This window comes from Pedobacter sp. SYP-B3415, from assembly GCF_004138205.1.
GTDB lineage: Bacteria > Bacteroidota > Bacteroidia > Sphingobacteriales > Sphingobacteriaceae > Pedobacter.
On the sequence record NZ_RXNQ01000008.1, the window covers coordinates 42,913 to 66,658 of the forward strand.

The window sequence follows — 23,746 nt, forward strand, 5'->3', positions numbered from 1 at the left end:
AAGCCGGGACTTTTTATTATTGATACATGAGGCCTAAAATAGCGATGATAGGAGGTGGAAGCTGGGCAACCGCCATGGTCAAAATGCTTACTGACAACGAAACTGAGAAAGAGGTTTTCTGGTGGATGCGTAATGAAGATGCGATTGCGCACATCCGCAGGTACAAACATAATCCCAACTACATCAGTTCTGTCGAGGTAAAAGTGCCCGAAGAAAACATATCGTCTGATCTGGCAGAAATAGTCAGGCATGCTGACTACCTGATTATGAATGTGCCTGCCGCGTTTTTAAAACAGGCGCTCACGGGTATTGACGCCGCAGCGCTTGAAGGAAAAAAAATAGTTTCTGCTATAAAAGGAATTGTTCCCGATGAAAACCAGATTATCGGTGAGTTTCTCCATGAAAAATATGATGTCCCGCTTTCAGATATCCTTGTGGTGAGCGGGCCCTGTCATGCCGAGGAAGTGGCTCTTGAAAAACTTTCTTATCTCACGATTGCGTGCACCGATACGGCGAAGGCGGAAATCTTTGCCGGTCTGCTGAACACCCGGTACATTAAGACGAATGTTTCTGAAGATATATTCGGCACTGAATATGCCGCGGTGCTGAAAAATATCTATGCCGTAGCAAGCGGTATTTGCCACGGCGTAGGTTATGGCGATAACTTCCAGGCGGTGCTGATCTCGAATGCCATACGGGAAATGAAAGATTTTGTAGAAGCTGTTCACCCGATCAGCCGCGATATCAAGGAATCTGCTTATCTGGGTGATCTGCTCGTGACCGCTTATTCCCAGTTCAGCCGCAACCGGACTTTTGGCAATATGGTTGGGAAGGGGTACACGGTTAAATCTGCACAGCTGGAAATGAATATGATTGCTGAAGGTTATTATGCTTCTCGCTGTCTTTACCTGATTAACCAGCAGTACCAGGTTAATATGCCGATCTGCCGGGCAGTTTACCGGATTTTGTACGAAAAACAGTCGCCCGTAATTGAAATGAAGCTTCTGGCAGAGGAACTCAGCTAGGCAAACAAAAGATTATAGTCATTGTTTATTCAGGAAAATAATCAGGCTATGAAAAGAAAATACATCGTCGGTCTGCTGACGCTTGCTTTTGGCGTTTTTGCTACCATAAGTGTACAGGCACAATCAAAGGTTGAAAAGGCCGCAGAAAAAACCGGAAAAGCGGTTGAGAAAGGCGCCAAAGCTGTTGGCAACAAAACGGCCGAGGTTGCTGTGAAAGGCAGCGCTAAGGTTGCTGATAAAACCTGGAAAGGTAAAATGGCTCCCGATGGGTCTAACGTTTATATCGATGCCGATAACAAAAAATATTATGTGAATAAAAAAGGCGCGAGAATATATCTTAAACCTTCACAGATCAGAACCCGGCCTGCGGGAGAGTAAAGCAAAAAGGCCTGGCAATTAGCCAGGCCTTTGTCTTATTCAGAAACTACCACTTTTTTCTGCGGCTGCTTTCTTTTTTATTGAATCCGCCAGAGCGGTCTGAACGTTCGGAACGGTCTGAGCGACTTTTGCCGGAGAAGTCTCTGAAGCCACCGCCGTTTGAGTCACGGCGTGCACCAAAGCTGCGCCCGCCTTCACGACGACCACCGCCGCCGCCAAATCCCTGGCTTTCAGCCTCGCCAGAGCGTTCGATACGAACATCTCTGCCGTTAAATTCAACAGATTTAAATCCGCCGAACACTTTATCCACCACCTCGTTTTCAACCTCAAAGAATGAGAAGACACCTTTCAGGTCGATCTTACCAACGCTTTTTCCGCTGATCTTTGCATGGTTGCACACAAAAGACAACATATCACCCCGGGTAAATTCATCTACCGCGCCCAGGTTAATAAACAGGCGTGTGTAACTGCCGTCGCGGGCAGAACCACGACGTTCGCCTCTCTCGCGACGCTCTCCGCGTTCACCTCTTTCGCTGCGCTCTCCGCGCTCTCCACGCTCTCCGCGCTCGTAAGGAGTAACGTTCAGATCAGGTGCGTCACGGTAATATTCAAGGAAGCGGTTAAATTCAAGCGAAGCAAAACGTTTAATGACTTCTTCTTTCTCAAGATCCTTAAACTCATCCATAATGCGCGGAATGTATTGCTCGATCTGGCTCTCATTTACCTCAACATTGTGAACTTTATGGATAAGGGAGAACAGTTGTTTTTCGCAAACCTCAAAACCGCCCGGTACTTCTGCCTTGGTAAAAGGCTTGCCGATAATACGTTCCAGCTGACGGATTTTGCCGGTTTCTTTAGCGTTGATGATACAGATTGAAATACCGGATTTACCTGCACGCGCTGTACGGCCGCTGCGGTGTGTGTAACTTTCAATCTCGTCTGGCAATGCATAGTTAATCACGTGTGTCACGTTATTAACGTCGATACCACGTGCGGCAACATCAGTAGCAACAAGCAGTTGCATGCTGCGATCGCGGAAACGCTTCATTACCTTATCGCGCTGCTGCTGCGAAAGGTCGCCATGCAGTGCGTCAGCATTGTAACCATCTTTGATCAGGTTTTCGGCAACTTCCTGGGTATCCAGTTTTGTTTTGCAGAAAACAACGCCGAAAATATCCGGATTAAAGTCGACGATACGTTTAAGGGCATCATACTTTTCGCGGGCACGAACTACATAATATTCATGCTCAATATTGGCGTTGCCGCTGTTTTTGGTTCCCATGGTTAGTTCAACCGGACTATCCATGTAGTTTTTCGCAATTCTGCGAACCTCAGCAGGCATAGTGGCTGAGAACAGCCATGTTTTTTTGTCTTCAGGGGTTGTAGAAAGAATCTCATTGATGTCTTCCTGAAAGCCCATGTTGAGCATTTCGTCAGCCTCGTCGAGAACAACGTGTTTGACGTTTGAAAAATCGATCGCTTTGCGGCCGATAATGTCCAGCATGCGGCCGGGCGTGGCCACAACGATCTGAACACCGTTCCTGATCTCGCGCAGTTGTTGCACGATGCTTGCACCGCCGTAAACGGCTACGATGTTCGCATTTGACAGGTTCTTGGAGAAATTTTTAAGGTCGTTCGCAATCTGAAGGCAAAGCTCGCGTGTAGGGCACAGAATAAGTGCCTGCGGCTTGTTGCTTTTAAAGTCGATTAGTTCCAGCAGCGGTAAGCCGAATGCTGCTGTTTTTCCTGTACCTGTCTGGGCCAAACCAACAAAGTCATTATTGCCTTGTAACAGTACCGGAATCGCTTGTTCCTGGATGGGCGTAGGTTGCTCGAAACCGAGCTCCTTTATGGCATTAACGACATCATCACTTATCCCCAATAATTGAAATGGGTTTATCATGTCTTATTTTATTAAGGCGCAAAGGTACGCTTATTTTCCCGCATTATTAACGAGGCGTGAAAATAGCAAGCAAATGCATCTGCTTAATAATCAGGAAAAAAGAACCGCTGTTACCGCTTTTGTGGCTTGATTCCGGTTAAAGGCCTCTTTTCACCGGCGTAAATCAGATCTGAAGTCGGAAAAGATTATTCAATGCTGACAAATACGCCCTGTCCTGAAGTCGTATTTTGCCGCCTGTCAAACCGCCAAAACTGCTGATTAACGCAGCCGGTCTGCGGAACGAATCAATTTTTCGTCTTTGTTGATACCGCGAATAGCCAGGATATTTAATAATACGGCAATCGCCGGACAAAAAGCACCGGGCCCGTAAACCGCCCCCTCAAGTCCACCGGGCAGGTCCTGTGCCACAACTGCACATGAGCCTATAAAGAAAAACGAGAGCACAATAGTTGCCAGGCATATTCTCTTTTGCGTGCGCCGGTTCCGGAAGCGAAAAATATTGCCGAAACAAAGAAGCGCAAGAATTACATTTGCTACCACCAGACCGGCAGAGACTTCGGTCTTCTGGCCGGCAGGTACGCTTCCGTTTTCTGTAGCGCTGATACCGATTGTATAAAAATGATAAGTTGTGTTACCTGCCTGCGTGCTCAATACCGGCAAAAAGAACATCGCAACAAAAACCAGGCATGCCAGAAGCAGCCAGACAGATTGTATTCTTTGTATCATATCAATTTAATAAAATCCGGGCAAATATATTTAAAACAAAAGCCCGCAGGCTAAATATAGATAAAAAAGTATTTTTGCATCACTTTGAGCACCACGCGTTATTTTATTGAGCTTGCCTATGATGGAACGTCCTTCCATGGCTGGCAAATACAACCCAATGCAGTTTCTGTACAGGAATTGCTCGACCGTGCGCTCAGCACCTGTTTCCGTACGCCTGTGCAGACCACGGGTTGCGGAAGAACGGATACCGGTGTACATGCGACCCGGTTTTTTGCACATTTCGATCTTCCTGAAAGCATAGGCCGGGCAGAACAACAGGTTCATGCCGTAAACGCATTACTTCCCTATCAAATTGGAGTGAAACGCATATTTGCTGTTCAGGCCGATGCCCATGCCCGGTTTGACGCTACGTCACGTACCTATCATTATTTCATACATACCAGGAAAGATCCCTTCAGGCATCAGCGCTCATGGCTGCTGCGCGACGAACTGAACCTGGCAGCCATGAATGAAGCGGCATCCAGGCTGTTTCATCATACTGACTTTTCCTGCTTCAGTAAATCGAACACCCAGACATTTACCAATAATTGCCGGATAAGCGAGGCGGTGTTTACAGCGCTTCCAGACAATGGGCTGCAATTCACCATATCTGCAGACCGCTTTCTGCGCAACATGGTGCGCGCGATTGTTGGTACGCTGGCCGACGTGGGGCGGGCGAAACTCTCGGCTGATGCTTTTGATCAGATTATTGAAAGCAGGAACCGCAGCAACGCCGGTCAATCCGTTCCTGCCTGCGGACTCTATCTTGTAAACATAACTTATCCCTACGTAAACGAATGGCAGCAGTAACCGGCGACGCATATGATTTTGGCTTAATGAAGCGAATTTTCGGGTACGTCAAACCGTACCGGCGAATTTTTTTCTGGTCGGTCGTTCTGACCATCCTTTTGGCTGCGGTTGCCCCCCTAAGGCCATGGCTGATCAAGTATACGCTTGACCACTACATTCTGCAGGATCAGCACAATGGTCTCGTGATGATGATGGTGGTCATGCTGGTGCTGCTTGTACTCCAGTCTTTGATCCAATATCAGCATACGTTATTAACCAATCATCTGGGCCAGTCGGTAATACGGGATTTGCGCATATCGGTTTTCAACCATATCACACGTTTGCGTCTGAAGTTTTTTGACAAGACACCCATCGGCCAGTTAATTACCCGAACTGTTTCCGATCTTGAAACAATCGCAGATATTTTCTCTGAAGGGTTGATCGTTATTATCGGCGATGTTTTGCAGGTAGCGGTGATTATTGCATGGATGGCGTTTGAAGACTGGGAACTTACGATTGTCGTGTTGCTTCCTATGCCACTGCTTATTTTTGCAACCCGGATTTTTCAGAAATCCATCAAATCAGCATTTCAATCTGTACGGGCCGAAGTATCAAATTTAAACACGTTCCTGCAGGAGCACATTACAGGAATTTCCATTATTCAATATTTCGCGCGCGAAAAACAGGAATATAACAAGTTTAAAAAGATCAATTCCCGTTACCGCGATGCAAACATCCGCTCAAACTGGTATTATTCTATCTTTTTCCCGGTCGTGGAGATTATATCAGCCATGTCTCTCGGCTTACTTGTGTGGTATGGCGCAAAAAGCATTTTGGCTAAACCATTTGACGCTTCGCCGGGCACCATTGCAGAATTTATCCTCTTTATCAATATGCTGTTCAGACCCATTCGCGAACTGGCTGATAAATTTAACACGCTGCAGATGGGCATGGTCGGCGCTGAACGCGTCTTTAAGGTATTGGATACGAAAGAGCATACGCCTGACAAAGGCAGTCTTGCGCCTGCGAAGCTTGAAGGAAATGTGATATTTGACCGCGTGTGGTTTGCTTACAATGATGAGAATTGGGTGCTGAAGGAACTATCTTTCGAGGTGCGCGCCGGAGAAACCGTGGCGCTGGTTGGCGCAACGGGCGCAGGCAAATCATCAACCATCAATATATTAAACCGTTTCTACGAGATCGGGCGTGGTAACATCCTGCTCGACGGTCATGATATTCATGAATACCGGCTTGATTATCTGCGCCGTAATATCGCAACCGTCTTGCAGGACGTATTTCTTTTTTCAGACAGCATTCTGAACAATATTACGCTTGGGCATCCGGGCATCAGCATGGAAACGGTTACCGATGCTGCTAAAAAAGTCGGAGCCCATGATTTTATCGCGAAACTTCCGGGCGGTTACCAGTATAATGTCATGGAACGTGGCGCTACGCTTTCTGCCGGACAGGCGCAACTCATCTCGTTTATCCGGGCATTTGTCCACAATCCGGCCATTCTGGTGCTGGATGAGGCTACCTCATCTGTTGACACAGAAACAGAGTTGATGATCCAGCACGCCATTAATAACCTGATGCAGGGAAGAACGGCCATTGTTATTGCCCACCGGCTGTCGACAATTCAGAAAGCCGACAAAATTATTGTACTCGATAAGGGCGAAATTAAGGAGATGGGAACGCATCATGAATTGCTTAGAATTGGCGGATACTATAAAAAATTGTACGATTTGCAATTCAGTTCAACCGGAATTGATAAAACCGTCTGACAAAAGTGACATTCCGGGCGTTTTTTCTCTATATTTGGGTTCAACGCTTCAATTTTGTCTCAGCAAACCGATACCAGCAGCCAGGAACTCTTCTTTTTGATTGGGCAGGGAGACGAACGTGCTTTTGAAAGACTCTATGACCGCTACTGGAAAGCATTATTTAACCAGGCCTGCAAGCGCTTAAACGATCCGGAAAAAAGCCGGGACATAGTTCAGAATGTATTTATGGATATCTGGAACAGGCGTGCTGTTCTTGCCGTTGAAAACCCCGAAGCGTATCTGCGAACGGCCATCAGATTTCAGGTTATAAAAGAAACTGCCAAACATGCCGGGCATTTTGCAGATGTGTTTGAAAACGAGATCAGTTCCTGTTTTCTTGCGGATGATCTGCTTGCTGATCATGAAATGCAAAACCTGCTGCGCTTGTTTTTAGAAGCGCTTCCTGCCAAACGCAGGCGCATCTTCGAGCTTCATTACTTCGAAGCGCATAGCACCACTGCTATAGCCGAACAGCTGTGCTTAAACAGAAAAACGGTGCAAAACCAACTGCATAGTGCCGCCCGCCTGCTGCGGCTTCGCCTTCAGCAGTTCCTGATTATATGCACCTTTCTCGGCTCTCTGCTTAGGTAAACTGCCAAATACCTGCGCGATTTAAAAAAAAAGAAATCCGGCTTGGGATTTTTCAGGTCTTCGCGTACTTCATTATACATACCAGCAAATTAATGAAGTTGCAAAAGCTCAGAAATTCGTTTCGCGCCATGGTTCGCCGTTATGCGTCAGGCAAAGCCAGCGAAGCGGAGCATAAGTTTCTCAATACCTATTATGACAGTTTTAGTGAGCAAAACGGTTCGAAGCTGACCGATGCTGAAACTGAAGCCATGGGTGCAGAAATGCGAACGCACCTGCTTGAACACGTAAGGAAGCAGCCCGGGCCGCGTTGGCTGCGCTTACGGCCTGCCGTACAGCTGGGCGCCGCTGCCGCTGTTGCTCTGATCGTAGCCGGTCTCGTTTTTCTCCAGAACCGTGCTGTGCAGCCCAACGTGTTTACGCATCTGAATACACAAAAAGATAACGATATTCTGCCGGGAGCAGATGCGGCCATGCTAACTCTGTCAGACGGCAGCCAGGTAGCGCTTACCGGAAACGACAAGCCGGAAATTCTTGATCCTTCGGGCATGCGTATTGGCAATAGAAATACCGGAGAGCTTGATTACAGGAATACCGCCTCAGCGCGTTACGCAGGGGAATACCATAAAATAGAAACGCCTCTTGGCGGACAATACCGGCTTATACTCCCTGATGGTACAAAAGTCTGGCTAAATGCAGGATCTTCCCTGCGTTATCCTGCATCTTTCAATGCAAGAATGCCGGCGCCGAGGCAGGTCGAACTATCCGGCGAAGCCTATTTTGAAGTGATGCATTATGACGGCGAAGGCGGCAGTCCGCTGCCATTCAAAGTGCAGAGCCATGCCGGAACACTACACGAACAAACGGTTGAAGTGCTGGGAACGCATTTCAATATCAATACGTATCAGGATGCCAGCCTCAGCCGGATCACCCTTATGGAGGGAAGTGTAAGGGTCAGGCGCCCCGAGGGCTTGCGTGAACTGAAGCCCGGTCAGCAACTTTTAGCCTGGACAGGCGGAATGAAAGTCGGGCAGGCCGATCTGGCCGAAGCAATAGCCTGGAAAAATAACCAGTTTATGTTCAACAATACCTCGCTCTCTGATATTCTGAGGCAGCTGGACCGCTGGTACAACATCAGAACAGAAGCTAACCCAATTGCAGACAGGAAAAGGTATAGCGGCGTCATTTCAAGGCGTGTCAATTTATCTGAAGTGCTGAAAATGCTTGAGCTAACAGGCAACGTACGCTTCAAACTGGAAGATAACCGGACGCTGAAAGTAAGTTTAAACGAAACCAACAAACGATATAACCACGATTAACCAATAATTTATGAATTCAGAACCTCTACCCACAAACAAGGCAGGAACCCGGCTAAACAACGGTGGCCGGCGATTGCAGCCAAATGGCCGTTTGGCTCTGGTGTTGCTTATGCTGTTATCCTTGCAGCTGTCGGCCGCCGCATTTTCACAACGGCTCAACCTTACCGGCAAAAACAAGCCCCTTGAGCTCATCTTAAAAGAGGTAAACCGCCAAACGGGCTATTTCTTTTTGTATGACATTGACCTCGTAAAGCAGCGTGCGCAGCCGGTTACTGTTCAGTTAAAGAATGCCAGCCTCGAGGATGCATTAAATACGATTTTACGCGGACAGCCATTTAGCTGGGAAATACGCGAAAATACTATTTTGCTTAAACCTGCTGCAGTAAGCCCGAAACAGGAAACCGTCCGTGTGCAAGGCAGTGTGGTCGACGAAAACGGCGGGCCTCTGCCGGGTGCAACAGTTCGCGTAAAAAACAGCGGAGCCACCGTAAGCACCAGACAGGATGGTTCATTTGTAATCTCAGCACCTGCAAATGCAACACTCGTCATCAGCTACATCGGTTATGAAAACCGGGAATTTGCCGCACGGGAAAATGCCGGAACCCTGCAAATGAAACTGCTTGCTGGCAACCTGAGCGAAGTAACCGTAACCGGATACACAGCTTATCTCAAGGATCAGTCGCCAATTGCCGCAAAAACTGTAGCAGCAGAAAATATCAATCAGGTTCCGGGACTAACGGTAGACCAGATCTTACAGGGCCGTGTGGCCGGTATGAGCGTAATTTCGAGCTCCGGGCAACCCGGGCAAAGTGCATCGGTCACCATTCGTGGTATAGGTAGTGTGAACGGATCGTCTACGCCCCTGTATGTGCTTGATGGAATTCCGATTGAAGCGGGATATTTTCAGACATTGAATCCTGAAGATATTGAAAGTGCAACCGTATTGAAAGATGCCTCGGCAAAAGCACTTTATGGCTCGCGCGGATCGAATGGTGTGGTTGTTCTTACAACCAAGAAAGGCCAGGCAGGCAAGTTTTCCCTGCAATACAATTCGCAATATGGCTTCTCGAACCTGAGCCGCCCCAACTTCATCATGATGAACACGGAACAGCGGTTACGTTTTGAAGAAGAGGTCGGCGTTGACTTTGGCCGGAACATTGGTCCCGGATGGACCTATTCGCCGAAAAATCCGAATTATACAGGTGGAACGGCGGCATTCAGACAACGTGCTGATTTTATCCTTGATAGTTTACGTAAGATCGATACCGACTGGCGCGACATCTTTTTTCAACGCGGCAAATTTCAGGAGCAGCAGCTTAGCCTGAGCGGCGGTAACGATAATATCCGCTATTACAACTCATTTAATTATTACGATCAGGAAGGCGTGGCAAAACGTACCGGGCTTGAGCGTTATGCCCTGCGCAGTAACGTCGACTTCAAGGCAGACAAGTTTTCTGGTAATGTGAACGTTTCACTTGGTTATTCGAATTCAAGCTTCACCGAAGGTGAGGGCGGTACAGGAGCGGGAACGGCAATGGCCTCTGTTTATTATGCCCTTCCATATGAATACCCTTATGCGTCAGACGGAACACTCATCCACCCGGGTAACCGTTCGTCTTACTTTATCGTTGACCAGCGCGAAGGCAGCCAGGGTCTGGAGCGGCTGCTTAATTCGGCCAACAAAACTGATCAGTTGAAATCGATCATTGGAACTACCCTGGCCTACCAGATCCTTCCTGAACTCAAAATCAGCACACGTGCCGGTATCGACTACAGGAACTCGACCGATATGTTATTCATTAATCCTGATTCTTATTACGGGTCGCGAAGCAACTCAACCACCCTTGGCGGCAAAGGCCGGTTTGAAGAGGGTACAAGACGTAACTTTAACATCGTTTCGACTACAGGGCTTACCTTCAACAAACTTTTTGCGGGTGTACATGACCTGGAAGTCTCCGGTTTTTATGAATACAATTACAACAACTACAACTCGTTCGGATTTACCGGATTTGGCGTTGATGGTCGCCTGCCCGAAACCCCTGCTGGTGTAACTAATGGCAGCGCAACATTTCTGCCGATTGTAAGCGGTGGCAAAACACGCAGTGCGCTGGCTTCATTTATGACTGTTGGTCGTTACACTTTTGATAACCGGTACACGCTTACGGCGAGCTACCGCTATGATGGTTCCACCAAGGTGGCACCAAAAAACAAATGGCATGGTTTCTACTCTTTCGGCGCAAACTGGAACGCCAAAGCTGAAGATTTTCTGCGGGGCGTAGAATGGCTGAATGACCTCCGGGTACGCGCCAGCTATGGAACCACGGCCAGCCAGCTGCCGGGTGAGTTTAACTACCTGCCACAATTTGATACCCAGACCTCCTATGGCGGTGTTACCGGTATCCGTGCCAGGACACCAGGCAATGCAGACTATGACTGGGAATATGTAGATGAATTTAATGCCGGCATTGACGCTGCCTTTTTTAAAGGTGGTCGCCTGCGCATTACAGCCGATTTTTACAACCGCATTACGCGCAACATGTTTTTTGATCAGCCGCTCTCGGCAACTTCCGGTTTTGACGTGCTGGCGCTCAGCTCAGGCAAAATGCGCAACCGCGGTATCGAGTTTGAGGTTAGCGGCGACGTGCTGAAGTCTGCCGATTTCAGCTGGTCGCTGGGTGTAAACGGGGGGTACAATAAAAACAGAATCCTGTTTCTTACGCCGCTTGCTGAGCAATTGCCAGATGGCGACAGCCGCATCTTCAAAGTTGGTTTGCCATATGGCACCTATTACGCACCTGACTGGGCGGGCGTAAATCCGCAAACGGGCGAAGCACAATATTACAACCTGGATGGCAGTATCACAACCAGTTATAATGCGGCCGCTCAGAGCGCCACAAATTCGGGGTCGCTCTTCCCGACATTTACGGGGGGCTTTAACACGTCTGTACGCTGGAAAGGCTTCACAGCCAGTGCCCTCTTTTCTTTCGTAACGGATGTGATGCGCTGGAACAATGAAGATTTTTATAATGAAAACCAGCGTTATGCAACCAGTAATCAATCGTTGAGGATGCTGGAAGACCGCTGGAAACGCCCCGGTCAGGAAGCTACCCTGCAACGGTTCGATATACCAAGAAACTTTACCTCGAAAGATATCCAGGATGCTTCGTTCCTCCGCCTGCGGAACCTGAACGTGGGTTATTCGATTCCACCGAAGGTGTTGGAGAAAACAAGGTTTATTAAAGGCGTAAGAATTTTTGCGCAGGGACAGAACCTTTTTACCTGGACCAAATGGCGCGGACTTGATCCTGAGAATAACAGTGTATACGGACGGTTCCAGTACCCGAACACCCGGACCTACACATTAGGACTGAACGTAAATCTTTAGACGCACGACAATGAAAAACAATATATCTTTTCGCCTGAGCACGCTATGTGTCCTGTTCCTGGCGCTTGTTTCCTGTAATAAATTAGACATTAAGCCTACGGATATCATTGATCCGGAACGTGGTTTCCGTAACCTCAATGATGTCAATATGGGATTGATCGGTGTATACGCGCTGATTGATAACAGCCTCATGACCATCAATTCGACGGTATCAGATGAGGCGACTTTTCCGGTAGAAAATACGGTTGGCAACAGCGACGCGTTTCGCTGGCTGTACAATGCGGGCAGCGGCTCTGTAACTACGCCATATTATACCTATTACCGGGCTATTGACCGCGCCAACCGGGCCTTATCAGGTCTGAGCGCACTTCAGGTCACGCCTGCGGAGACTGCACTTGCTGCCCGGTATCGCGGAGAATTGCTCGCATTGCGTGCCTTTATCCATTTTGAACTCCTGCGTGCATATGCATCGGCCTACCAGCCGGGAGCACTTGGTGTTCCTTACATGCTGGAGTCGAAGATCGATTACCCTGCCCGAAACAGTTTCGAAAGCGTTGTTTCGCTTGCAAAAGAAGACCTGCTTGCAGCAAAGGCACTTGTTCCGGTTACATTTACCGACAAAACGCGTATCACGCGCACGGGCATCTCAGCAATCCAGGCCCGCCTGGCGCTTTATGAGCGGAACTGGACAGACGCGATTTCTTTCGCAACGGAAGTGATCAATGCACAGCCCCTGGCTGCAAAGCCACAGTTTCCCGGTTTGTGGACCGATGCAAACGATAGCGAGGTGATCTGGAAAATTAAACGTGTTGGAACAACAGACAGCCGTCCGGGTGATTTTTATTACCGTCAGACAGGAGGCATTGTACTCTATGCACCGGCATTTAAGCTGATTAACACATTCGATCAGGCGAATGATCTTCGTTATCCGGCCTACATTCGTTTTGATGCAACTCGGACCGGCACAAAATCGCAATACCTGGTAAACAAATATATCGGTGGAACGGCATCAGCGCCGGGTCTTACCGATATCAAGATGTTCCGTACCGGTGAGATGTACCTGATCAGGGCTGAAGCTAGGGCAGAGGCGGGCGGCGATGCTGCCGGAGATCTGAATACGTTGCGTGCAGCCCGGATTAACAATTATGTGAATGCTTCTTTCGCGGATAAAAATGCGCTGATCAACGCCATTTATCTCGAGCGTTACAAGGAACTTGCATTTGAAGGTCATCGCTTTTTCGACCTGCGCAGGCGTAACCTGCCGGTTGAAAGACTTGCAGCCGATGCGGCAAATGCCTCGGGTGCGGTTTTGTTACCGGTAACACAGGCGCAATACGCCTTGCCAATCCCGCTGACAGAAACGCAGATCAACAAAAATACCGTCCAGAACCCAAAATATTAACAGATGAAAACAGTCGTTTTTCTCTGGTGCATGATCCTTTCCGCAACCGTTTCTGGTTGCGGAAAGTCTGCTGCCGGGGCGCCAGATACTGAACTTCCGGGGCCGGGACCTACTGCAGTCCGAAAGCGACCCGCTTCGCTGGGCGTTGTAGGTGATACCGCAAACGTAACCACGCCCGTTAAGGGAGGATTGGTCCTCATGGGTGGTGGTGCCGACGTTGCTGCCGCGTTTAAATGGATGATTACAAGAAGTGGCGGTGGTGATGTGGTCATCATCCGCGCCAGCGGAACCGATGCCTATAACCCTTTTGTCAATGAGTTAGGTACGGTTAATTCGGTAGAAACGCTCAAGATAGATAGCCGTGAGCTTGCCAACAACGACACGGTTGCATACATCATACGAAACGCCGAGATGCTTTTTATTGCAGGCGGCGATCAGTCGGCCTACATGAACCATTGGAAAGGTACCAAGACCGCGGCGGCCATCAATTACCTGCTCAACGAAAAAAAAGCGCCTGTCGGCGGGACGAGTGCGGGTTGTGCCATTCTCGGTGCTGCCTACTTTAGCGGGGAAAACGGCAGTGCAGTCTCTGAAGAAGTTTTGAAAGACCCTTATCAGCAAACCGTGACGCTGCACCGCAATGATTTTCTTCACGCGCCTTATTTACAGAAGGTCCTGACCGACCAGCATTTTCTGGCCCGCAACCGCGAAGGCAGGCTTGTTACTTTCCTGGCCAGGGCGCAGAAGGACTGGAATGTGCTTGTAAACGGCATTGCTGCCGACGAGCGGACGGCGGTTTGCATTGACAAAGACGGGGTTGCAAAGGTGATGGGCAGTAGCAAAGCTTACTTTGTTTTGCCAGATGCCTCAAAATCCCCTGAACAGGTTATGCCCGCTCTTCCGCTGGTTTGGAACCGGAATGGACAGGCCCTCCGGGTTTACGAAATTCAGGGCAGTCAGGAAGGAAATGGTATATTTGATGTTGCAACGTTCAGCACCGGAAAGGCCTCGGGCGGCACCTGGTATTGGTGGACTGTGCGCGATGGTATGCTGCAGAAACAAGAACAATAAAAATTCATGAAAAAGTTAAGTTTAATAACCCTGGCCCTCGTTTGTGCGCTTACAACCGTTGCACAGGAAAAATATGTAATGGTCATTCACGGCGGCGCCGGAACCATTCTGAAAAAGAACATGACTGCTGAGAAAGAAGCCGCTTATAAGGCCGTGCTTACCAAAGCACTTCAGACAGGTTATGATCTGCTTAAATCCGATAAATCCAGTCTTGACGCAGTTGAGGCAACCATTCATGTTATGGAAGACTCGCCATTGTTCAACGCGGGAAAAGGGGCTGTGTTTACGCATGACGGCCGTAACGAAATGGATGCCGCCATTATGGACGGCAAAACACAGGCCGCTGGCTCTGTGGCCGGTGTTACTGTGATCAGGAACCCGATCAGCGCCGCCCGGGCGGTAATGGAAAAGTCTGAACATGTGATGATGGTTGGCCCCGGTGCCGAGAAGTTTGCACGCACAGCAGGTCTTAAAATTGTGGACCCTAAATATTTCTGGACTAAAGAACGCTGGGACGGACTTCAGAAGGCGATTAAGGAAGATGCAGACAAAAGTGTACTTGACCACGGCAGCAAAAAATCGATGAAGCTCGGTACGGTCAGTAAAGATTACAAGTTTGGTACCGTTGGTGCTGTAGCATTAGATAATGCGGGAAATCTCGCTGCGGGTACGTCAACCGGCGGAATGACTAACAAAAAATACGGCCGCGTGGGTGATGCGCCGATCATTGGCGCCGGTACTTATGCGAACAATGCCACAGTAGCCATTTCCTGCACGGGTTGGGGCGAGTTTTACATTCGCAATGTCGTGGCGCATGATATATCTGCCATGATGGAATACAAAGGCATGAACGTTGACGACGCCTCGAAAGCTGCTATCGAAAAAGTAGGGAAGATGGGCGGCGACGGCGGGCTGATCGCGCTCGACAAAAACGGCCGGGCAAGCATGCCGTTTAATACTGAAGGCATGTATCGCGGAACGGTAACAAAAGATGGGAAAATTGAAGTCGAAATTTACAAATAGCGTGATGCGGAAACTGATTGTCTTTGCATGCCTGTTCATATCTGCTGTTTCTTCGGTTGCGCAAACCGGTTCCAAAAAGGGAGGTGCCGGCAAACTGTTCATTATAGGTGGCGGTGAACGCTCTCAGGCGCTCATGGCGCGGATGGTTGCAGCCGCAGCGCTCGGTCCGGCAGACTACATGATTGTGCTGCCCATGGCCAGCGAGCAGCCGGATACCGGCTTCAAATACCTGCGTGCGCAAATCGCCGGGCAGATGCGTCAGCCTGTGCGCATGTTTGACTTCAACAAACATGACGTGAATGACCGGAAGTGGGTCGATTCCCTGGCAGGCGCCAGGCTGATCTATATCCTCGGCGGCGATCAGAACCGATTTATGAAATCTGTGGCGGGAACGCCGGTTTCTGATGCGATTCACCGGGCGTTTGCGAATGGGGCGCTTATTGCGGGAACCAGTGCCGGGGCAGCGGTGATGAGCCGCTATATGATAACCGGACAGCAGCTGCTAAAAAAAGACTATAAAGAAACCTTTGATCGTTTGTATCGCGATAACGTGGAATTTGCAGACGGGCTTGGCCTGCTCAACCATACGATCATCGATCAGCATTTCATCCGGCGCAGCCGTTATAACCGGCTCCTGTCTGCGCTTGCCGAACACCCCGGATACACCGCCGTTGGTATAGATGAAGGCACGGCGATCCTGGTACAGGGTAACCGCGCGGAAGTTGTGGGCGACAGCCAGGTGATCCGTTTAGCGAGTCCGTCGAAATTGCAGAAGACGGCCTCGGGTCAATTTAAATTCAGCGAAGTGGATTTTGGCCTGTACACCGCCGGCGATGTGTTTAAACTAAAGCCATAAGGGTACTCAAAACTTTCAGGCGCCGCTGCTGAACCATGCGGCCGGCGCTTTTGCGCGATTAAGGGGGCAGATACGCTATACGGCTATTGGGCTTTGGCCTTTGACCTTATTTTCTTATTATCGCAGATGAAATCCATTTTTTCCAACCTAACCTTTCAGGTATTAACCGCCATTGTACTTGGCGTAGTGGTTGGCTCGCTGTTTCCGGGTTTTTCGTCGCACGCAAAGCTCATCAGTCAGAGTTTCATCAATATGATCACGATGCTCATCGCACCGATCATTTTCCTGACAATTGTTCTGGGAATTGCACACATGGGCGACATGAAAAAAGTAGGGCGTGTTGGCGGCAAAGCCTTGCTGTATTTTGAGATCGTCACAACACTTGCCATTGGTATCGGCCTGGTCGTGGCCAACGTTTTTGAGCCGGGCAGGGGCGTGAGGGCCGTAAGCGGAGATGTGGGTAAAATCCAGCAGTACGCGAAAGAGGCTGAAGGAATAGACTGGGCTGAATTTTTTGCACACATTATACCGCATAACATTTTTGAGTCGTTTACAACCGGCGATATCCTGCAGATTCTGTTTTTTGCTATCCTGTTTGGTTATGGGCTTAATAAGGTTGGCGAACCCGGGCTGTCGCTTATTTCGACTTTTGAGAAGATTTCGCGCGTGCTTTTCAATATCATGAAGGTGGTCATGAGGTTCGCGCCGATCGGGGCCTTTGGCGGGATGGCCTATAGTGTGAGCACCTATGGTCTGTCGACCCTGCTGCCAATGGCTAAGCTGATGGGCGCTGTGTACCTGACCTGTTTCCTCTTCATATTTGTTGTGCTCGGACTGATCTGCCGGTTTTACCGTTTCAGCCTGTGGAAGTACCTGCGGTTTATTCGCCAGGAAATCCTGATTGTGCTGGGTACATCTTCGTCAGAGTCTGTGCTGCCGAATATGATGCAGAAGATGGAACAGATCGGTTGCAGCAAATCAGTGGTGGGGCTGGTTATTCCAACCGGTTACTCTTTCAATCTGGACGGTACAGCGATCTACCTGTCTATGGCCGTTATTTTCCTGACGCAGGTTTTTAATATAAACCTTTCCATAGGTCAGCAGCTTTCAATTATGGCGGTATTGATGATCACCTCAAAGGGTGCGGCGGGGGTTACAGGGAGTGGCTTTATTGTGCTTACATCAACGATTGTGGCTCTGAAGATTATGCCGGTAGAACATATCGCGATCCTGCTTGGGGTGGACCGTTTTATGTCTGAAGCGAGGGCCATCACGAATATGATCGGTAACGGAATTGCGACAATCGTTATTGCAAAGAGTGAAAATGAATTTGACGACCAGAAATACCTTTCCGCAACAACCGGAGCCGGTGCAGAGGCATCTGAGCGCATCTGAAAACCGGGCTTGCAGCGGTGTCTCCTTAAGGCATTTTTAGTTTGACATTATTGGCAATAATAGTAGCTTTGCAGCAAATAAAAATCAAGATACATGAGCGTTTTAGTAAATAAAGATTCTAAAGTCATAGTTCAGGGCTTTACCGGCAATGAAGGTACCTACCATGCTACCCAGATGATTGAATACGGAACCAATGTTGTGGGCGGTGTTACTCCTGGTAAGGGCGGACAAAGTCACCTCGATAAACCCGTTTTCAATACTGTGAAAGATGCTGTTTCAAAAACAGGCGCAAATGTGTCTATCATTTTTGTTCCACCGGCTTTTGCAGCAGACGCCATTATGGAAGCAGCTGAAGGCGGGATCAAAGTTATTGTATGTATCACCGAAGGCATTCCTACAAAGGATATGATCCTTGTAAAAGAATACCTTTCTGACAAAGATGTTCGCCTGATTGGCCCGAACTGTCCGGGTATCATCACTGCGGATGAAGCGAAGATCGGTATCATGCCAGGCTTTATTTTCAAAAAAGGAAACGTAGGTGTGGTTTCAAAGTCGGGTACGCTGACTTATGAGGCCGTTGACCAGGTTGTGAAAGCCGGTCTTGGAATCACTACGGCTATCGGTATCGGCGGCGACCCGATTATCGGTACTACGACTAAACAGGCCGTTGAGCTGCTTATGAATGATCCTGAAACAGAAGGCATCATTATGATCGGTGAAATTGGCGGTGGTATGGAAGCAGAAGCTGCGCGCTGGATCAAAGAACATGGTACCAAGCCTGTTGTAGGGTTCATCGCCGGTCAGACAGCGCCTCCGGGCCGCCGGATGGGTCATGCCGGAGCAATTGTTGGCGGAGCAGATGACACTGCAGCTGCCAAAATGAAGATCATGGCCGAATGTGGTATCCGTGTTGTTGAAAGCCCTGCCGAGATTGGTCAGGCGATGGCAGAAGAGCTTAAAAAATAGTCTTTAGCATAAAGCATAGCAAGCCGGCAGCAATCGTTGCCGGCTTTTTTATTTTATTCATTTAGGGCTGGGGAAGGAATTGTCGGGGCAATTGACAATTGGCTGATCATCCGGAAGCAGCAGCGTTTCGTATATCTTCTTGTCGGACAAAAAATTGCTTTGAATTTACGCATCTGCATCCGCCCTGCTGTAAATTTGAAGAACTGCAAGCTGTCTGCCCCAAACAGAATGAAGAACACAACGTTATACAACATGAAGATAAATTATATCCTTGCCCTGCTTATGATCAGCACAGCAAGCGTCTTCACAGCCTGCGCACAAAAAAAGCAGAAGCAAGAGACAACAAGAAAGGAAACAACAAAAATGGGATGGAATGAACTGACCCCCGAAGAGACCCGGGTTATCGTAAACAAAGGCACCGAATATCCCGGTACCGGCAAGCTGTTGAATAACAAAGAAAAGGGAACGTATACCTGTAAACGGTGCAATGCCGCGCTTTACCGCTCTGAGTCAAAGTTTGAGTCACATTGCGGCTGGCCAAGTTTTGACGATGAGATCAAAGGTGCGGTAAAGCGTATTCCTGATCCCGATGGCAGCCGTACCGAAATTGTTTGCGCGAACTGCGGTGGTCACCTTGGTCACGTATTCTTAGGCGAAGGCTTTACATCTAAAGATACACGCCATTGCGTTAATTCAGTGTCGATGAACTTCGTTGCTGATAAGAAAGATTAGAAAACATGTTGAAAGCCCCTGCTGAAGGGGCTTTCTTATTAGAGTACCTCCCTGATCTTTTTGCTATTTCCCACCACCCAGACAATATCTCCATTGTCGAAAATAAAATCCGACTGCGGATTTAAGATACGCTGATCACCCCTCTCAACGCCAACTACAAGCGCGCTTGCTTTTTCGCGGATGCCTGCATTGCGTATAGAATGCCCGTAAACCGGCGACTGGCTGTTGATAACCACCTTCTGCAACGTCATGTCAGATTTCGGAAATTCCGCATCACCTGCTGATTCGTTCTCAAGAAATTTCTGGAAAACAGCAAGCTGTTCGTCGGTTCCGATTACGGAAAGTTTATCTGCCGGAAAAAGCTGAACGTCTTTTCCGGGCGTAGGGATCATGCTGTTGCCCCGTTCGATCAGCGCGATGTTGATGCCGAACTTTTCCCGGATGGAAAGTTCTACAAGTGTTTTCCCCAGCATGGGCGACGCCGACGGTACGACCATCTCTGCAAGGTGCATGTCCCAGGGCAGGATCTCCGGTTTGTTTTTTTCGTTGTCGCGCGCATGCAGGTTGTGCAGAAAACGTGATTCGAGCTTGTCATAAAAAGCCTGAAGCCTGCGCTGAAAGATGACGATAACGAGTACGGTAAGGGCCAGCGCAATCAACGCAGCCACCCATGTACTAAAGAATTCATACATCAGGAAACCTACAAAAAACACGGCCAGCAATACCCGGAAAACTTCGAGGGCAACCAGCGGTCCCCGCGTATATTTTTTGTTCAGCCACAGGTGAGAGTATGCATTCTTCTGTATCCGCCGGATGGCGAGTGCCCAAAGAAAGGGAGCAAGCAGCATCAGCGCGAGCACAACGCTGAGAATGTTGCCGTTCAGGCCAGAGAGGATGTTTTTAGTTACGAAGGGCTGCAGGTATCTTGCCGAGGCAAAAATGATAGCTACAGACAAAACAGAATGAATAATGGTATTGAAGGCATATGCCCGCAGCAGGATCTTCCAGTCGCTCAGCCGGGTAATGCCTTCGGTACCGGTACTGTAGCGGCTTATGGCAGCTGTCCACCGCTTCGGCAGCACACGATTCAGAAAGTTATAAAACGGTTCAGATACCTTGATCAGATAAGGTGTAGTGAACGTGGTAATAGCAGATGCGGCGACGGCGATGGGGTATAGAAAATCGCTCGTCACTTTCAGCGATACACCCAGTGTGGCAATGATAAATGAGAATTCCCCGATCTGCGCAAGGCTCATCCCGGTTTGTATAGAAGTCTTCAAAGGCTGTCCGGAGAGGAGCGCACCCAGTGAAGAGCTGATGAACTTTCCTGATATCGTGACAAGGGTAACGACTACGATAGGAAGTGCATAGTCGATCAGGATCTTCGGATCGATCATCATGCCTACCGACACAAAAAAGATGGCGGCGAAGAGGTCTTTAACCGACTTGGTCAGGTGCTCTATTTTTTCGGCCTGCGTTGTCTCGGCAAGGATGGATCCCATGATGAAAGCGCCGAGGGCTGGAGAGAAACCGACCTTAACCGCCAGCAGTACCATGATCAGGCAGAGCGCAAGTGAAACAACCAGCATGGTTTCATCATTCATCAGCTTGCGTGTTGCGCGAAGAAAACTGGGTACCAGGAAAATGCCTCCTAAAAACCAGAGCACCAGGAAAAAACCGAGTTTCAGAATGGAAATAAGCATTTCGGTGCCGGCCGCCTGCTGACTGAGTGCCAGCGTGGACAGCAAAACCAGTAGAAGGATAGCAACAAGGTCTTCAACGATCAGCACCCCAAACACAAGTCCGGCAAATTTCTTGTGCTTTACACCCAGTTCTTCAAAGGCACGAATAATAATTGTTGTTGAAGAAACAGAAAGAATGCCGCCCAGAAAAATACTGTCCATCGTAGACCAGCCCATGGCCTGCCCTGCAACATAACCCGCCAGCAGCATAAATACGACTTCGACAATTGCTGTGACCGACGCTGTACCCCCAACTTTTACCAGCTTTTTGAAACTGAATTCCAGACCAAGACTGAACAAGAGAAAAATAACCCCGATCTCGGCCCAGATGGTAATGCTTTTCTGATCGGTTACAGTCGGTATAAAACTAAAATGCGGACCGACAAGCATTCCTGCAAGAATATACCCCAGAACGAGTGGTTGCCGTATACGTTTAAAAACAAGGGTGGTGATGCCTGCGGCGGCAAGAATCAATCCAAGATCGGCAATCAGTTCTGGCAGATGAATCATAGAATACAGGAAGTTTCGTGTGTAAAGACACCGCCAAGGCAGCGGCAACATGCCCGGTCAGGCCAGGCTTTGCTGTAAATATAAGGAAAAATGTGGTAGGGACCATGGACCGTCGACCCTGAACCATGGTCCGGAAACTAAAGATTCCCTGATCTGAAAAATTGCAGCGTTGCAGCCTTGTCTTGATGCAGCTGTTGTGTCAGGGCTTCAAGCCCGGTAAATTTTACGTCATGACGCAAAAATTTGAGAAAATTCATGCGGATACGCTGTCCGTAGATCTCGCGCCCGAAATCAAAGATGTTCACTTCAATGTTGCGCGTCATTCCGTTAATAGTAGGCCGCTGACCAATGTAAGCCATACCCCGATAAACCGCGGCCGGCGTCTCGGCTTCTTCTGCTGCCGCCCTGGGCAAATCGATTACCGCTTCGGGGTTACCGGTATCAAAAGGTCCGCTGACGTCCATTTCGATCGTTACTGCGTAAATCCCGTCTGAAGGAATGAGCTTATAGGTTTCTTCGACAAAAATATTTGCGGTAGGAAAGCCTATGGTCCGGCCAATCTTATCCCCCTTTACAACGGGGCCTTCGATCGAGAAGGGATATCCCAGGTATTCCGTAGCCAGCGATACATCGCCGGCAAGGAGCGCGGCGCGGATTTTTGTTGAGCTGACTGCGACATCATTGATGTCCTGCTCACCGATTTCCTCCACGGTAAATTCATAATGCCCGGAAGATAATTGCAGCTCGGGAAGGCCGCCACGGCGGTCTTTGCCGAAACGGTGGTCATATCCGATAATGATATGACGTGTTCCGATCGTATTGACCAGGATATGTTCAATATATTGCTGCGGGCTCAGGTTTGAAAAGTCGCGTGTGAAAGGCGTAATGATGAGGTGATCAACACCGAGTTCGGCCAGCATCCGGGCTTTTTCAGCTAACGTATTGATCATTTTCAGATCCTGGTTTTCCGGATCAATAATCATCCGCGGATGCGGAAAAAAAGTAAGCAATACGCTTTCTCCCCCCTGGTCGGCAGCACGTTCGCACAGCTGACGAATGATTTTTTGGTGACCGAAATGTACACCGTCAAAAGTGCCAATGGTGACCACCGCGTGCGGAAGTTTCCTGAACTGGGATAGCTGGTTGTATATCTTCATGGTAAAATGCTGTGGTAATGAAGTCGTGGCTTAGTGCAGCACATGCCTTTTTACAACGCCGCCTTTCAGATCCGCGATCTGCTGCTGCACAACAAAGGCATCCGGGTCAATCTGTCTGATCTCTGCCTGGAGTTTACTCATTTCGAGTTTTGTCACGACGGTATAGACAATATCGATTTCTTTTTGTTCGCCGTAGCCGCCTTCTCCCTTGTAAATCGTTACGCCGCGTTTCATGTCGTTTATGATAAACGCTTTGATCTCTTCTTTCCGTTCAGAAATGATCGTTACCCCGGTGTACTGTTCCAGTCCGTTAACAATGAAATCGACCGTATTTGACGCTGACAGGTAGGTCAGGATGGCATAAAGCGCCGTGTTAATATTCAGAAAGACAGCAGCGAACGCAAAAATTACGATGTTAAGCACCAGGATAATGTTTCCTACTGTGAGCATGCTGTTTTTGCTGATATAAAGCGCCAGAACCTCGGTACCATCGATCACGCAGCCGCCGCGCATAGCCAGGCCAATACCGCCCCCAAGGAAAAACCCGCCAAAAAATGCAATGAGCAGGGGGTCGTGCGTAATCGACCGGAAGGGTACCACGAGTAACGCTACGGCAAGCACGATAATAGCCAGGCTGGTTTTTATGGCAAAGCCTTTCCCAATCTGCCTGTAACCGAGAATAACGAAAGGAATATTGATCAGGATGATCAGGTATGATAATTTCCAGCCCGTAAGTGTGCTGACAAGCAGGGATATGCCGGTTACACCGCCATCGATAAATTCATTCGGTATCAGGAAACTTTTAAGGCCGAAACTGGCCGATGTAACGCCTGCGGCAATAAGCAGCAATTCTTTCAGATACCGGGTTCGTTTGTTTTTTATATGGCCATGCATACTACATTGCTTTTTAGAGATCT

19 protein-coding genes are annotated in these 23,746 nt (G+C 48.8%); 14 read left to right on the plus strand and 5 right to left on the minus strand.

The window, feature by feature from the left end; translation table 11 throughout:
- Positions 1-26 precede the first annotated feature (26 nt).
- Positions 27-1,025 carry an NAD(P)H-dependent glycerol-3-phosphate dehydrogenase gene (locus tag EJV45_RS05095; RefSeq protein WP_165304982.1) on the plus strand — a complete coding sequence of 333 codons (999 nt, stop codon included), beginning with the start codon at positions 27-29 and terminating at the stop codon, positions 1,023-1,025.
- A gap of 48 nt (positions 1,026-1,073) precedes the next feature.
- On the plus strand, positions 1,074-1,403 hold the full coding sequence (locus EJV45_RS05100; protein WP_129714581.1) for a hypothetical protein: 330 nt from the start codon (positions 1,074-1,076) through the stop codon (positions 1,401-1,403).
- 46 nt (positions 1,404-1,449) lie between these two features.
- Here EJV45_RS05100 and EJV45_RS05105 read toward each other — a convergent pair whose 3' ends face one another.
- Positions 1,450-3,306, minus strand: a complete 1,857-nt coding sequence (locus EJV45_RS05105; RefSeq protein WP_240755206.1) for a DEAD/DEAH box helicase — start codon at positions 3,304-3,306, stop codon at positions 1,450-1,452.
- A 258-nt stretch (positions 3,307-3,564) separates the two neighbouring features.
- On the minus strand, positions 3,565-4,032 hold the full coding sequence (locus EJV45_RS05110; RefSeq protein WP_129714582.1) for a DUF4293 domain-containing protein: 468 nt from the start codon (positions 4,030-4,032) through the stop codon (positions 3,565-3,567).
- Positions 4,033-4,110: 78 nt separating this feature from the next.
- Here EJV45_RS05110 and truA point away from each other — a divergent pair, with 78 nt between their 5' ends.
- The 12 genes from truA (at position 4,111) to EJV45_RS05170 (ending at position 19,420) form a co-directional block, all read left to right on the plus strand.
- Positions 4,111-4,881 (plus strand): tRNA pseudouridine(38-40) synthase TruA, encoded by a 771-nt coding sequence (gene truA / locus EJV45_RS05115; protein ID WP_129714583.1) that lies wholly within the window; start codon positions 4,111-4,113, stop codon positions 4,879-4,881.
- Entirely contained in the window at positions 4,869-6,644 is a 1,776-nt protein-coding gene (locus EJV45_RS05120) for an ABC transporter ATP-binding protein (RefSeq protein ID WP_129714584.1), read from the plus strand. The genes truA and EJV45_RS05120 overlap by 13 nt, the downstream gene beginning before the upstream one ends.
- Positions 6,645-6,698: 54 nt before the next feature.
- On the plus strand, positions 6,699-7,274 hold the full coding sequence (locus EJV45_RS05125) for a sigma-70 family RNA polymerase sigma factor (RefSeq protein ID WP_165304983.1): 576 nt from the start codon (positions 6,699-6,701) through the stop codon (positions 7,272-7,274).
- A 92-nt stretch (positions 7,275-7,366) separates the two neighbouring features.
- On the plus strand, positions 7,367-8,590 hold the full coding sequence (locus EJV45_RS05130) for a FecR family protein (RefSeq protein WP_129714586.1): 1,224 nt from the start codon (positions 7,367-7,369) through the stop codon (positions 8,588-8,590).
- A 10-nt stretch (positions 8,591-8,600) separates the two neighbouring features.
- Positions 8,601-11,975 carry a SusC/RagA family TonB-linked outer membrane protein gene (locus EJV45_RS05135; RefSeq protein WP_240755207.1) on the plus strand — a complete coding sequence of 1,125 codons (3,375 nt, stop codon included), beginning with the start codon at positions 8,601-8,603 and terminating at the stop codon, positions 11,973-11,975.
- A 10-nt stretch (positions 11,976-11,985) separates the two neighbouring features.
- Complete coding sequence (locus EJV45_RS05140) at positions 11,986-13,377, plus strand: RagB/SusD family nutrient uptake outer membrane protein (RefSeq protein WP_129714587.1); 1,392 nt, start codon at positions 11,986-11,988, stop codon at positions 13,375-13,377.
- A 3-nt stretch (positions 13,378-13,380) separates the two neighbouring features.
- Complete coding sequence (locus EJV45_RS05145) at positions 13,381-14,448, plus strand: cyanophycinase (protein WP_129714588.1); 1,068 nt, start codon at positions 13,381-13,383, stop codon at positions 14,446-14,448.
- Positions 14,449-14,454: 6 nt separating this feature from the next.
- Positions 14,455-15,471 carry an isoaspartyl peptidase/L-asparaginase family protein gene (locus EJV45_RS05150; protein WP_129714589.1) on the plus strand — a complete coding sequence of 339 codons (1,017 nt, stop codon included), beginning with the start codon at positions 14,455-14,457 and terminating at the stop codon, positions 15,469-15,471.
- Positions 15,440-16,327 (plus strand): cyanophycinase, encoded by an 888-nt coding sequence (locus tag EJV45_RS05155; RefSeq protein WP_240755208.1) that lies wholly within the window; start codon positions 15,440-15,442, stop codon positions 16,325-16,327. Before EJV45_RS05150 ends, EJV45_RS05155 begins: the two co-directional genes overlap by 32 nt.
- 126 nt (positions 16,328-16,453) lie before the next feature.
- Complete coding sequence (dctA, locus tag EJV45_RS05160) at positions 16,454-17,722, plus strand: C4-dicarboxylate transporter DctA (RefSeq protein WP_129714590.1); 1,269 nt, start codon at positions 16,454-16,456, stop codon at positions 17,720-17,722.
- A 93-nt stretch (positions 17,723-17,815) separates the two neighbouring features.
- Positions 17,816-18,688, plus strand: coding sequence for a succinate--CoA ligase subunit alpha (sucD, locus tag EJV45_RS05165; RefSeq protein WP_129714591.1), 873 nt, complete (start codon positions 17,816-17,818; stop codon positions 18,686-18,688).
- A gap of 252 nt (positions 18,689-18,940) precedes the next feature.
- Positions 18,941-19,420, plus strand: coding sequence for a methionine-R-sulfoxide reductase (locus EJV45_RS05170; protein ID WP_129714630.1), 480 nt, complete (start codon positions 18,941-18,943; stop codon positions 19,418-19,420).
- Between the two features lie 38 nt (positions 19,421-19,458).
- Here EJV45_RS05170 and EJV45_RS05175 read toward each other — a convergent pair whose 3' ends face one another.
- The 3 genes from EJV45_RS05175 to EJV45_RS05185 form a co-directional block, all read right to left on the minus strand.
- A complete protein-coding gene (locus EJV45_RS05175; protein WP_129714592.1) occupies positions 19,459-21,672 on the minus strand; it encodes a cation:proton antiporter in 2,214 nt (737 codons plus the stop codon).
- A 137-nt stretch (positions 21,673-21,809) separates the two neighbouring features.
- Entirely contained in the window at positions 21,810-22,829 is a 1,020-nt protein-coding gene (locus EJV45_RS05180; RefSeq protein ID WP_129714593.1) for a bifunctional riboflavin kinase/FAD synthetase, read from the minus strand.
- A 30-nt stretch (positions 22,830-22,859) separates the two neighbouring features.
- Complete coding sequence (locus tag EJV45_RS05185) at positions 22,860-23,723, minus strand: YitT family protein (RefSeq protein ID WP_129714594.1); 864 nt, start codon at positions 23,721-23,723, stop codon at positions 22,860-22,862.
- Positions 23,724-23,746 lie beyond the last annotated feature (23 nt).